Below are 13632 nucleotides of genomic sequence, written 5' to 3'. Positions count from 1 at the left end.
TATGAAAAAGCTTTACTTCCTTCTGCTGTCGCTGCTCTGTTTTACGGGCGTGGCGATGGCGCAAACCGGGAGCATTACCGGCAGGATAATTGGTTCTGACACACAGGAGCCGCTTATTGGTGCATCTGTACTCGTAGAAAAAACTACCAAAGGTGCCACTACCGATGCCAATGGTGGTTTTACTATAACCGGTGTACCTGCCGGCACTTATAACCTGCGCATTACTTACATAGGCTATTCCGAGACCAGAGTTTCTGTAACGGTAACCGACGGGGGCACGGCTTCGCTGGGTGCTGTTTCGATGCGTTCTTCAGCGCTGATGGGCGATGAGATCGTGGTATCTGCTACGCGCCGCCCTGAAAAACTGACGGAGGCACCTGCAGCTATCAGCGTGATCTCTTCCAGAGACCTGACAGAGCTTCCGTCGTTTAACATCGGCGAGATGCTGAACAAGGTACAGGGCGTGGAAGTGGTACGCTCCGGGGTGATTGGTGTGGGTATAAATGCCCGCGGTTTTAACAACGCCTTTAACGTGAAAATGTACCAGATGACCGACGGCCGTAACTCAATGCTGCCAGGCGGTACGGGTCTGCCAGCCGGTTTCTACAACACTACTATCAAAGAAGATATTGAGCGCGTAGAAGTTATCCTTGGCCCATCGTCGGCGCTGTATGGCCCTAACGCTCACAACGGTATCATCAACACCATCACCAAAGACCCACGCCAGTCAGAGGGTACAACTATAGTTTTGGGCGCCGGTAACCAGGATGTGTTGAGCACACGTTTCCGCCACGCCATGGTGTTAAGCCCTAAGTTTGCTTTTAAAGTAACCGGCGAGTACACACAAGGTAAAGATTTCGAATTCCAGGATACGGTGTACAACGCTGCCCTCGGTGCACTGCCTGAGTACGATGTAGACTATAAGTTTCAATCGAAGCGCTTTGGCTCGGCTTTATACTACACCCTGAATGAGAACATCGACATTATTGCAGATTACGGATTTGGACAGGGCTCTAACATAGGTGTAACCAGCAACGGCCGTAACCAGATAAACGACTGGACTTTCCAGTACCTGCAGGGCCGCATTGTAACGCCAAGAATTTTCGGGCAGGTTTACGCCACCTGGAACGATGCCGGCGATACTTACCAGATAAATGCCCGCACCAACAACTACTACGCCCTGTTAGCTGCCGGTGCCACCCAGGAGCAGGCACACAAATACTCTAAAACAGGTGCCAAGCCAGGCGAGATCTTTGCCGGCTCGCCAGCCGTTGCTTTCCCGGGCTTTATTGACCTGAGCCACCGCTTAAATGGTGAAATACAGTACAACAACAACTTTGCAGGCTTCGACGTTATTGCCGGCCTCAGCTACCAGCGCGACGTGGCCTATAGCCGCCAGACATACCTCGACGACAAAGCAGGCAACATTATCCTGAACCAGATCGGTGGTGTTGTACAGGTAGAGCGTAAACTGACCGACAAATTAAAAGCCCTTGTAGCCGGCCGCGTAGATAACCACGACAACTATGGCACGCAGTTCAGCCCGAAAGCTGCCTTAACTTATAATGCACTGGGCGGTACGTTCAGAGCTACCTTTGGCCAGGCTTACTCAGCGCCATCTATCCAGTTCCAGGAGTTTTATGCCAACACCGGTGCCCTGGCCATACTTGGTAACGGCGCGGGTCTGACTATAGAAAACACCGAAACCGGCGCTATCAGAACGATAGACAGACTGAAAGTAGAAAAAGTACAGACCTACGAAGTAGGCTATAAAGGCACACCAATTAAAAATCTGTATTTCGACATCAGCAGCTGGTACTCTGAATCCAAAGACTTTATCTCCCCGCTTACAGCTATCACACCACTGTTCGGTAAAGAGCGCGTGATCAAAAAAGGCGATGTAGATGTATCGGAATCAGCAGCTACTGCCTGGAACTACTACCTTACTTACCTGAACTATGGCAAGGTAAACTCATGGGGTACCGACCTTGGCCTGAACTACTACATCGACGACAACTATAGCATCGGTGTGAAATACTCTTACTTTAACTCAGATATTACAGATAAAGAAAACCTGGACAATGATGCCAACGGCGACAAAAAGGTATCTGACGCAGAAAGCAGCCTGAATGCAGCCAAGCACCGCGTAAACTTTAACCTGACAGCGCGTAACCTGGCCAACAACAGACTGTTTATGTCGCTTAACCTGCGCTACCTGCCTGAGTTTGATTTTTACTCTGGCCTGCAGATAGCTGCTGAAAAAGGCGCCGGCTCGCGTGTACCAGGCTCTAACTATAACTATGGCCCGCTGGGCGGCTTTACATCTGTAGACCTGAGCGGTGGTTACAAGTTCACTGACTGGGTTACGTTGGGTGCCAGCGTATCTAACCTGTTCGATGATGAGCAGCGCGAGTATGTAGGCTCACCGGTTATCGGCCGCCTGTACTCTGTAGAACTACGTTTCGACTTTGGAGGTAAGAAAGAGAATAAATAGATCGGTTACAGTTTAATTTGTCCGGAGCGCTCCTTAGGGGCGCTCCGGTTTTTTTACAGCACTATAGTTTACACATCATGAAAAACGCACTTATTACCGGCGGCACCAGTGGCATTGGCTTAGGCATAGCGCGCGCCTTTGCTGCACAAGGCTACAACCTGCTGCTAAACGGACTTGAGAAGAACGGGCCGGACATAGTGAAAGAGATGGCTGAAACGTACGGCGTTAAGGTAATACACTCGCCTGCCAACCTGATGCACCCGGACCAGATACGCGACATGGCAGCGCTGGCAGAACAGGAGCTGGGCCACGTAGATGTGCTCATCAACAATGCCGGTATACAGCACGTGGCTCCTGTAGATGAATTTCCGGAAGACAAGTGGGATGCCATTATTTCCATTAACATGTCAGCGTCGTTTCATGCGGCCAAAGCCGTCTGGAAAGGCATGAAGGCACGTGGCTTCGGGCGGATCATTAACATTGCATCGGCGCATGCACTGCGGGCATCGGAATACAAAATTGCCTACGTAACCGCTAAACATGGTATTGCCGGCTTAACCAAGGTACTGGCCCTGGAAGGCGCCCCGCACAACATTACCTGCAACGCCATCTGCCCCGGCTATGTACGCACGCCACTGGTAGAAGCCCAGATTGCCGACCAGGCCAAAGCGCACCAGATGTCGGAGTCGGAGGTGATAGAAAAAGTAATGCTGAAAAAACAGGCCGTAAAACAGTTTGTAACAATAGATGCGATTGCCAACCTGGCACTATACTTAGCTTCTGATACGGCCAGCCAGATGACCGGCGCCATGCTGCCTATAGATGGTGGCTGGTCTGCACAATAGAGCAACTATAGTTAACGCAACAGCTATAGTTACACAAATGCTATAGTTAAAAAGAGCGGCCCCCGAAAAGGAGCCGCTCTTTTTATAGCTATAGTTTAGCGTTATTTCCGACTAACTATAGCCGTAGATTTTACACCTACACACGCATTCAGGTAAGAGTTATTTTGTTCTGCTATACACTTCTGCTTTCTCATGCGCGAATTGCATCACCAGCTTTTTCCTGTCAACTGACAGAATCGAAAGCGCTATCGTTTTCGTAGGTGAGTAGATATGGTAATTGGTAATAAACCTTCTCTCGCTAAGTATAAGCTTTTGAGCTGAAGCGTTGATCTGCCAGTTACCCGTTTCTACGATAGGTTTTATAGCATCCCCGTAACAGTCGTTTGATACGGTATAGGTGCCATCGCCACGGAACTCAAACACATCAGGACATTCAATTACCTCTGTCTGCGTTTTATCCTTGGCATTACCTTCATACATCCACTTACCCACTACCGGGGGCTCCGAGCGCTGGAAAACACCAACAACAAGCAGGTATATAAAAGTTAGATGGACCTTTGTAACTACCTGGATTAACATATCATAATCGTTTTACATCAGGCAGTTCTGCCCGCACTTTGGTTAATCACCTCGCCAGGATCTTAAATTCGGTACGGCGGTTTTCCTGGTGCATTTCTTCCGGACAGCTTACGCCGTCGGCACAGTTGTTTACAAGCTGCGTTTCACCGTAGCCTCTGGCTTCCAGGCGGTGCATTTCTATGCCATGGGCTACCAGGTAATCTACTGCCGATTTAGCCCTTAACTCCGAAAGCATTTCGTTGTAGTAGTTGGTCTGTCGGCTGTCGGTGTGCGAGCTAAGCTCTATCCGGATGTGCGGATTATCCTTCAGAGTTTGCACCAGCTTGTCAAGCTCGGCAGTAGCTTCTGGCCGCAGGTCATACTTGTCCAGGTCGTAGTAAATATTGTCCAGTACGATCGGCTTGTTCGGGGTATCACGGTTAAACACCATCTCTACTTTCACCGAGTCTTCTGTTGTGCGGCAATCCGGCGATACTTTTATAGTCTGTGTCAGGTAGCTTGGCTTCGAACCCCGGATCGTATAGGTTGCACCGGCATAAACGGGCAGCATAAACGTACCATCCGAACCCGAGAAGATCTCTATCGGGCGGGCATCGCTTCCTACTTCCGAAATAACCAGTCGTACGTTACCTACAGCCAGCTCTCTTTTCTTGCCGCGGTTCTGCGTGTCAGCCACATATTCTATCGTTCTGCCGATAACGGTACAAGGGATGCGGTTCTCTTTGTACAGGAAAATGTCATCCAGCCCGTCCTGCCCTAACCTGCCTGAGGAGAGCAACCCTGTTTTACCGGATGGGTCCATAGCCAGCCCCAGATCGTCGTGCGAAGTGTTGAGCGGGTATTTCAGGTTCTCGGCTCCAGTCCAGTTCTTATGTGTGCCAATGGCTTTGAACAGATCAAGGCCGCCCATGCCCAGGTGCCCATCCGATGAAAAATACAGTGTACCGTCCGGCCCCAGGGTCGGGAAACTCTCGCGGCCGGACGTATTGATCTTGTTACCTGCGTTTACCGGCGTGCCCCATTCTCCATTTGGTTGCCGCTCGCTGTAGTAAATATCTGTTTCGCCAAAGCCGCCCGGCATATCCGACGAGAAATACAGCACCTTGCCATCCGGACTCAGGGCCGGATGTCCGATGGAGTATTGCTCTGTTTTGTTATACTTGAATGGCTTCGCTTTTTTCCATTTTCCTTTCTTTTTAACAGCGGTGTAAATACCCAGACGGTTTATGTGCGTGCCGCCCTCGGTACCTTTAAACCAACTGGTAGGGTCAGGGTTGTTTTGTGTGTTTTCGCGGCGCACAGCATGGGTACGGGTAAAATACAGCGTCTGGTCTTTCTCCAGGAAAACGCCGGGCCCGTTATGGAAGGCCGTGTTAATGGACGATGGCAGTGGTTCCGGGGTACCCCAGGTCGTATCTGTTTTGCCCGCCGGTGCAAAGTACATCTGTATATAGCCCTGGCCGGTCCAGGCGTAGGTTTTACGGTTCTGGCCCTGTAATCTGTCTGAGGCAAAGTATATTCCGTCTTTAGTCTTGAACGGGCTGAACTCTCCTTCTTTTGAGTTAAGGGTTTTAGCCTCTGTTACGGTATAAGGTCGCGGGTCGCGCATCCACTTCATAGCGGTGTCGCAGGAGGCAGCCAGCTTTTTGGCCAGCGCAGCCTGTGCCGGTACTCTTTCGCTATAGATCAGGAACAGTTGCTTGGCTTTGCTATAGTTGCCATTCCGTTTTGCCGACTCCGCATACAGAAAGTAGTTGGCCGGGTCGGCGCCCGTAAAGTTTATTACCTGGGCATACCAGAACTCGGCTTCCTGCGAGTTGTTCAGAATGCGGTAAATATCAGCAATGCGCTGCACCACCGCCAGGGTAGGCTCGCCCTGTTCCAGGCTTGCTTTATACTCGTCCAGTGCCAGGCTGAACTCAAAGTCGTTAAAATGTTTATCTGCTTTCTGCGTATCCTGGGCTGTGGCTGGCAGCACTACGCTCAGAACAAAAAGCCATAAGAAGATAAACCGGGTGATCTTGTACATCATAGGTTACGCGGGGTAATTGTCCGGCCGTTCTGCTTCCGGAAGAAGGAATAGCCCAAAGATACTTCATGCGATGCATAATCACGCATTTTTGTGAGGCTCATATCATAAGAATAGCCTATGCGGAACTTTGGTGTGGCGTATACCTGAGCTAACAGCGCCCACGCATTCCGCTTTTTGATCTCATCCATTTTCACCTTGGTAAACATAGGCACAGCCGTGCGGTAAGAGCCACCCAGCCACAGGCGGTTATAGATCACAAAAAAAGCGTTGAAATCCAAATTGGCAGGGCCTTTAAAGTCTTCTTTTAACAGAAAGCTTGGCTTCATACGCAGGTAAGGCCCCAGGTCAAACATATAGCCTGTCGAGAAGAAGTAATGGCGGCGCGGGGTGGCAATAATGGTCTTGCTATCTTTAAAAGGCACCAGGTTGGCAACCGAAAGGCCTGCGTAATAACGCTCCGTATTAAAGAACATCCCGAACTTCGCATCCGGCAAAATCTGCGACTCCGGCGATTCCGGGATGGCTGCATCGGGCACATCGTCGCCGGGGTTTAGCTTTGAGCCATCCAGTGTGTACTGCGATACCCCGCCAGCCAGGCCAAGCGACAGCTGCGATTTGCGGCTCAGGAAAATACGCACGGCAATGTTGCCATACGCTCCTGTCTGCGATTGTGCGCCGGCGGCATCGTTCATCAAATGAAAACCCCAACCCAGCCTGTTGTTTTTGGCAGCTCCGTCAACGCTCAGGGTCTGGGTTGATGGTGCTCCTTCCAGCCCGGTCCACTGCGAGCGGTACGTAGCGTTCACATTCAGAATATCTTTACTCCCCGAGTAGGCCGGGTTGATGACCAGTTCATTAAAAATATACTGCGTGTACTGCGGGGCCTGTTGTGCCGCCGCCCGCTGCACCGAAAGGGTACAGAGCAACGCAAGTAAAAAGAGTAGTTTTGTTTTCATCTGGTCTGTGGTTTTATCTGATGATCATTACATAGCCTTTCAGCGTTCTGTAAGATCCGTCGCAAAGCTTCACTCTGCCTACATAATAATAAGTCCCTTCCGACAGGTTATCGCCGGTCCAGTTATTTTTGTAGGGTTTTGCCTTGAATACTTCGGTGCCCCAACGGTTAAGTATGGTAATCTCGTTATCGGTGAACTTTTCGAAGCTGCTGATCACCCAGGTATCGTGGTTACCATCGTTGTTCGGCGAGAACACGTTCGGCAGTACGATCTCGGTGTCCTGCAATGACTTGTCTGTTCTGATAGAGGATGGCATAGTACCGCAAACACCATTATCAGCTGTTACGCTGATGGTACCATCGTACCGGCCGGCCTGTACCATGATAATATTGGTGCCATCCCCGGCTATGATCTTCCAGCCATCCGGCAGAGTCCAGTTATAAGATGTGGCGCCTGGCACAGGATCTACCATATATTTCAGCCCCTCGCATGGGTTGCTCAGGTCTTTTATCTCGCCCATCGAGGCCAGTTCCAGCACCCGCACTTCTTTTGTTGTTACACCGCTGGAGCCACAGCCATTGTTCGCCATCACTTCCACTTTCCCGTTCAGAGCCCCAACCGTAACTGTTATCTGGTTAGTGCCCTGCCCCGATACGATACGCCAGGTAGCCGGAACAACCCAGGTGTAGGACGACGCTGCATCTACTGTATGTACACTATAGGTAACATCGCGGCCAACACACACTTCGGCTGGACCCTGCACAGCTGCCGGGTTGGCAGGCTTGTTTGCTACCGGCTGCACTATCAGCTCGCTGTAAGCGCTCTGGGTACAGGCATTCACGGCTTTTACTTTTATAGTACCTGGTGCGCTGGTTACATTTACTGTAATACTTGTTGAGCCCTGGCCTGCCACTAACGTCCAGCCCAGTGGCACTTCCCATACATAGCCTGTAGCGCCCTGCACCGGTGTAATGCTGTACTGTGTAGTTGGCAGGCTGCTGCAGGCATCCATAAACCCGATGATTGGTCCCGGTTTGTTTACCTGTGTTGGCATTGTAACTGCTAAGGTGCTGCTGGCGCCCTGCCCGCAGCTGTTACCCGCTGTCACGGCCACCTCACCACTGTTGGTACCGGCGTTTACAGTAATGCTGTTGGTGCCTTGTCCGCTTACAATTGTCCAGCCTTGTGGCACACTCCAGCTATAGTTTGTAGCGCCGCTTACCGAAGCAATACTATAAGTTAACCCGCTTGTAGACCCACAAATGGCGCTTGTTCCGGTTATAGGTCCGGCTGCTGGCGCACTGCTGATAATGCTGATAGTCTTGGTTGATGCCGAGCTGCTGTTACCGCATGGGTTAACAGCCGTTACAGTTATTTCCCCTTGTGTTGCGCCGGCCTGCACTGTTATCTCAGTAGTACCCTGGCCTGCAACTATAGTCCAGCCCTGCGGCACCGACCAACTATAGCTAACAGCTCCGTTTACCGGGGCGATGCTATAGGTTTGTGCGCTGCCGGAGCAGGCACTGGCATTACCGGTTATAGTTCCCGGTGTGGCCGGAAGGGCAGTGGCTATTTCAATATCTCTGGTTATAGTTGCTGCGCTACAGTCGTTGGATGCTGTTAATTTGATGGTGCCTTTCGCGGTGCCTGATTTAACGGTGATCTCGGTTGTGCCCTGACCGGAAACGATCGTCCAGCCGGCTGGCACTTCCCAGGTGTATTTACTGACGTTGGTGCCAGCCGGCACGGAGAAAGTGGCCGTACCACCAACGCAGACAGCTGCATTCCCTGTGATGCCGTTGATTCCGGTTATCGCGCCAGTGATCGGAGTAACTGCTAACGTAGTAGCCGGGCCGGTTCCGCAACCATTTACGGCGGCTACACTTATAGTTCCGGCGGTAGTTCCTGCTTTTACTATTAAGGTGTTACCATTCTGCGAAACGATGGTCCAGCCTGCCGGCACGGTCCAGTTATAGCTTGTTGCCCCTGAAACTGCCGGCACGGTATAGGTCTGATCTTTGCCTACACAGGTAGCTGTTGTTCCGGTAATGGCACCCGGCTTGGCCGGTATAGACTGTGTAACTACAGCTGCGATCTGGGCCGGGCTGGTATTGCCGCAGGCATTCTTCGCGATCACGGAAATGGTAGTTCCGGTTGCCCCGGCTGTTACAGTAATGGTTGTAGTTCCTTGTCCTGAAACTATGGTCCAGCCCGGAGCGCTCCACTCGTAGGTCGTAGCGCCAGTTACTGCTGCAATACTATAGGTGATGCTCTGCTGACCACCGCATACCGTGGCCGGCCCTGTGATAGTGCCTGGTGTGGCCGGAGCTTCTGTGGATACTTTCACGGCTTTGATCTGGGCTGTGCTGGTACCGCAATCGTTGGTGGCTTTTACGGTGATGTCGCCTGGCGAGGTGCCTGCTGTTACTTTTATAGTAGCCGTGCCTTGTCCGGAAACAATGGCCCAGCCTTGTGGCACACTCCAGCTATAGTTGGTAACGCCTGCAACTGGGGTTACACTATAGGTCAGCTCTGTTTGGGACTTACATACTTCGTCCGGACCGGTGATGGCCGCTGGGGCAGCCGGGATGTTAATTTGCGGCTGTACCGTTAATGATTTAGCCGGACCGTCGCCGCAGCTGCCTTTTGCTTTCACGGAAATAGTGCCTGTGCCAGAGCCTACTTTTACCGTGATTGTGGTCGTGTTCTGACCGGAAACAATCGTCCAGCCAGCCGGGACTGTCCAGGTATAGCCGATGGCGCCGGCCACTGGGTCAATGGTGTAGGTAGCTGTCTGGGTAGAGCAACCGTATGGCGTGCCTTTGATAGCTGTGGGTGCAGCAGGAACAGCATCGGTTACCTGTATTTGTTTGGTTGTGCTGCTGGTGTTGCCGCAGGCATTCTTTGCTACTACTGTTATAGTTGTATTACCAGCACCTGCATTTACGGTTATAGTGGTAGTTCCCTGCCCGCTTACGATTACCCAGCCTGGCACACTCCATTCGTAAGAAGTTGCGCCGGCCACCGCTGCAATACTATAGGTTATGTTTTGCTGGCCCGCACAAGCTGTGGCGATACCAGTTATTGCTCCCGGGTTGGCAGGGGCTTCTGTGGATACTTTTACCGGGAATTGCTGTGCCGTGCTGGTGCCGCAGTCGTTAGTTGCTGTTACTGTAATGTTGCCGTTGGTAGCACCCGCTGTTACGGTTATAGTTGCCGTGCCCTGACCACTAACTATAGTCCAGCCGGTTGGCACCGACCAGGTATAAGTGCTGACGCCTGTTACAGGAACCACACTATAAATAAGGCCTGCCTGCGATTTACATACCTCGGAAGGGCCATTGATAGCAGCCGGAGCAGCCGGGATATTTGTTTGTGGCTGTACTGTTAATGTCTGGGCCGGTCCATCGCCGCAGGCACCTTTCGCCTTCACCGAGATAGTGCCTGCACCGATACCAACTTTTACGGTAATGCTTGTTGTGTTCTGCCCGCTCACAATCGTCCAGCCGGCTGGCACGGACCATACATAGCCGGTGGCGCCCGCTACAGCATCAATGGTGTAGGTGGCAGTTGTAGTGGCGCAACTATAAGGTGTGCCTTTGATAGCGGTTGGTGCCGGAGGCGGTGTATTGGTAACCTGCACCTGCAGGCTGTTGCTGCTTCCGAGTCCGCAGGCATTTTTAGCTGTTACTTTTATTGTTGTAGCTGATGTGCCCGGCGTTACGGTTATAGTGGTAGTTCCCTGACCAGAAGTGATGGTCCAGCCCGGGGCGCTCCACTCATAGGACGTAGCGCCAGTTACCGCTGCAATGCTATAGGTGATGCTCTGCTGGCCACCGCATACCGTGGCCGGCCCTGTGATAGGGCCTGGCGTGGCCGGCGCTTCTATGGATACTTTTACCGCTTTGATCTGGGCTGTGCTGGTGCCGCAATCGTTGGTGGCTTTCACCGTAATATCGCCTGGTGTGGTGCCTGCTGTTACCTTTATAGTGGCAGTGCCCTGTCCGGAAACAATGGTCCAGCCTTGTGGCACACTCCAGCTATAGTTGGTAACGCCGGCCACCGGGGTTACACTATAGGTCAGCTCTGCCTGAGACTTACATACTTCATCCGGACCTGTGATGGCCGCTGGCGTAGCCGGAATGTTAATTTGCGGCTGTACCGTTAACGATTTAGCCGGGCCATCGCCGCAGCTGCCTTTTGCTTTCACGGAAATAGTGCCTGTGCCAGAACCTACTTTTACCGTGATCGTGGTCGTGTTCTGACCGGAAATAATCGTCCAGCCAGCCGGAACTGTCCAGGTATAGCCGATGGCACCTGAAACCGGATCAATGGTGTAGGTAGCTGTCTGGGTTGAGCAACCGTATGGCGTGCCTTTGATAGCAGTGGGTGCAGCTGGAACAGCGTCGGTAATCTGAATATCTTTTGAGCTGCTGCCGTTTGAACCGCAATCGTTAAGGGCTACTACGGTTATCTTGCCACCAGTTGTACCAGCTGCTACCGTTATCGTAGGTGTGTTCTGACCACTAACTATAGTCCAGCCCGCAGGTACGGTCCAGGTATAGCCTTTGGCATTTGGCACGGCATCAATGCTATAAACATTTCCTGCAGAGCTCACACACACGGCATCAGCGCCTTTAATAGCACCCGGTGCCAGCGGCGGATTCTCTACCGGTGTAACTACTAATTTCTGAGCAGTACTCTCTCCGCAATCGTTCAGGGCTTTTACGGTAATATCGCCGGCCTGCGCGGTTGGCTTTACGGTGATAGTATTTGTGCCCTGGCCGCTCAGGATAACCCAGCCGGCAGGAACGGTCCAGGTATAGCTGCTGGCATTGCTTACTTTGCTGATACTGTAGGTTGCCGATGCTACCGTTGAGCACACAGCTGCAGGGCCACTAATAACACCCGGCTGGTTTGGCACTTTTAATACCGGTGTTACATCCAGCACGCTTGGCTCGCCGTCGCCGCAAATGTTGTAAGCCGATACGCTCAGGCGTTTGGTAGTAGCATCACCGTCTGTGGTCACAACTATAGAAGTACCATTATCACTTACCATGGTCCAGCCAGCGGGCAGAGTCCATCTATAGCCAATAGCACCGGCTACGGGTGCTATACTATAGGTGGTCGCTTTACCGGAACAGAGCTCCAGTGTACCGGATATCGGCCCGGGTTTAGGCGGCACGTTCTGCACCACTTCTACCGTCAGTCTGCTTGGCGGGCTGGCCCCGCAAATGTTGTTAACCGTTACCGAAATAGATCCGGATGTATTGCCAATTCGTACTGTTATCTCCGAGGAGTTTCTGCTTCCGGCCGTAATGACCCAGTCTGAAGGAACGGACCAGGTATAGGTTGCACCCGGAATTTGTTTGATGTTATAGGTATTGGTACTTCCCGCACAAACGGCCGTCGGCCCCTGTATCTCACCGGCATCCGACAGCACCACGCAAAGGTCAGCATCTGATTTGTTGTTGTTCAGGTTTTCGTCTACCGTAGAGCCGGCCACCGTAGCAGTATTTACGATATAGCCGGCCATCGTGGCACGCGCTTTTATGGTCAGCGTCTGTACTTCGCCTACCTTCAGCACATCTACCATCCAGAGGCCATAGGTTTGGTCGTAACTGGTGCCTGCTTTGGAAGTTGTGGCCGAAATAAAGCTCAGTCCGGCAGGCAGTACATCGCGCACCATTACCAGCTCGTCATCTACAGGACCCAGGTTCCGGATCTTTATCTGGTAAGTTACTGTATCGCCAACGGCGTACTTCTTATTAGGCGTGTCCGAAACTTTCGTTTTCTCAATGCTTAGGTCGGTTGGCTGCGATACAATGTTGTTACTTAAGGTAATACTACCACCCAGACTCATGATCCGGCCCAGTATAGCGGCATCGTCGGCAACTGCTATGTTTTTGTTTGCTACCAGGTTACCTTTAATGTAGGCGCTGCTTCCTACCTGCGCGTTCTCGCCAACAAGCCACAGCACATTGTTCACGCGGGCGCCGTTTATCAGGGCAATGGTGATGTTTGGATCCACTATCAGATCCTTGGTGATCTGGAAAATGAAGGTAGCGTTGGGGTTGTTATTGGCATTCAGGATGATCGGGCCCTTTATGCTGGCAGTGCCGTTTATCCTGTAAACACCGGGAGCGAAGGCTTCGTCGGAAAGTGTGTTAGGGAGAACCTGATTATACGTTTTCTGGAAATTGGCCTGGTAAGCAGCAGAGAGGTCGCTAAGGGCATTTAACGAGGTGGCATTGTTCACATGGATCTCGCCTTTGATGCTGCCCGGTGCAAAACCCGTTAACACAGCGCCTGAGCCTACTCCCACGTTGCCCTGTACCAGGGTACTGCCATTGTTTACTACCTTTTCGCCGGCCAGAATGTTAAATGCAGCAGCAGAACCCAGGGAAAGGTCCTGCGCAAAACAATTGGCCATAACACTAAAGAAAGCCACTGTAAACAGTAGCGCTTTCCTGATGACTCTTCCCATTTGGCAAAAAGTAAAGGTTTGCTATATAAACCCTATTAAGTTTGTAGATAGATTGTATTTTATCAGCACCAGCCGTAATCAGTCCTCGTTCTTACAGGAATATCTCACCAGGTTTGTTTGCCAAATACCAAGCTGCTTCAGAATACTCCAGGTGCTTATTCACAGAAAGTTACATCCTATTTTCGAATATCGTTCATGCAAGTGTAATTATATTAAATAAGTACAAAATTTAGATTGCA

6 protein-coding genes are annotated in these 13632 nt (G+C 51.5%); 2 read left to right on the top strand and 4 right to left on the bottom strand.

Annotated elements, in window-relative coordinates; all coding sequences use genetic code 11:
* Position 1 precedes the first annotated feature (1 nt).
* Positions 2–2494 carry a TonB-dependent receptor gene (locus tag H7F15_RS01690; protein WP_185195208.1) on the top strand — a complete coding sequence of 831 codons (2493 nt, stop codon included), beginning with the start codon at positions 2–4 and terminating at the stop codon, positions 2492–2494.
* Positions 2495–2571: 77 nt separating this feature from the next.
* Positions 2572–3339: a 3-hydroxybutyrate dehydrogenase gene (locus tag H7F15_RS01685; protein WP_185195207.1), complete on the top strand. Its 768-nt coding sequence runs from the start codon at positions 2572–2574 to the stop codon at positions 3337–3339.
* Between the two features lie 159 nt (positions 3340–3498).
* Here the strand turns inward: H7F15_RS01685 and H7F15_RS01680 are convergent, their stop codons facing one another.
* Genes H7F15_RS01680 through H7F15_RS01665 form a run of 4 tightly spaced genes read right to left on the bottom strand, consistent with a single transcriptional unit; the run spans position 3499 to position 13393 of the window.
* Positions 3499–3918 carry a hypothetical protein gene (locus H7F15_RS01680; RefSeq protein ID WP_185195206.1) on the bottom strand — a complete coding sequence of 140 codons (420 nt, stop codon included), beginning with the start codon at positions 3916–3918 and terminating at the stop codon, positions 3499–3501.
* Positions 3919–3964: 46 nt separating this feature from the next.
* A complete protein-coding gene (locus H7F15_RS01675; RefSeq protein WP_255481030.1) occupies positions 3965–5950 on the bottom strand; it encodes an OmpA family protein in 1986 nt (661 codons plus the stop codon).
* On the bottom strand, positions 5947–6906 hold the full coding sequence (locus H7F15_RS01670) for a type IX secretion system membrane protein PorP/SprF (protein WP_185195205.1): 960 nt from the start codon (positions 6904–6906) through the stop codon (positions 5947–5949). Before H7F15_RS01670 ends, H7F15_RS01675 begins: the two co-directional genes overlap by 4 nt.
* Before the next feature lie 13 nt (positions 6907–6919).
* On the bottom strand, positions 6920–13393 hold the full coding sequence (locus H7F15_RS01665; RefSeq protein WP_185195204.1) for an ice-binding family protein: 6474 nt from the start codon (positions 13391–13393) through the stop codon (positions 6920–6922).
* Positions 13394–13632: the final 239 nt, after the last annotated feature.

It is taken from the genome of Pontibacter sp. Tf4, from assembly GCF_014212495.1.
Taxonomy (GTDB): domain Bacteria; phylum Bacteroidota; class Bacteroidia; order Cytophagales; family Hymenobacteraceae; genus Pontibacter.
The sequence above is the reverse complement of the archived record's forward strand: the minus strand, read 5'-3'. Positions and strand labels throughout refer to the sequence as shown.

Excerpts from the sequence above, each read along its gene's own strand:
- H7F15_RS01665 (WP_185195204.1), bottom strand. The coding sequence starts at position 13,393 with ATGGGAAGAGTCATCAGGAAAGCGCTACTGTTTACAGTGGCTTTCTTT.
- H7F15_RS01685 (WP_185195207.1), top strand. The coding sequence starts at position 2,572 with ATGAAAAACGCACTTATTACCGGCGGCACCAGTGGCATTGGCTTAGGC.
- H7F15_RS01690 (WP_185195208.1), top strand. The coding sequence starts at position 2 with ATGAAAAAGCTTTACTTCCTTCTGCTGTCGCTGCTCTGTTTTACGGGC.
- H7F15_RS01670 (WP_185195205.1), bottom strand. The coding sequence starts at position 6,906 with ATGAAAACAAAACTACTCTTTTTACTTGCGTTGCTCTGTACCCTTTCG.
- H7F15_RS01680 (WP_185195206.1), bottom strand. The coding sequence starts at position 3,918 with ATGTTAATCCAGGTAGTTACAAAGGTCCATCTAACTTTTATATACCTG.
- H7F15_RS01675 (WP_255481030.1), bottom strand. The coding sequence starts at position 5,950 with ATGATGTACAAGATCACCCGGTTTATCTTCTTATGGCTTTTTGTTCTG.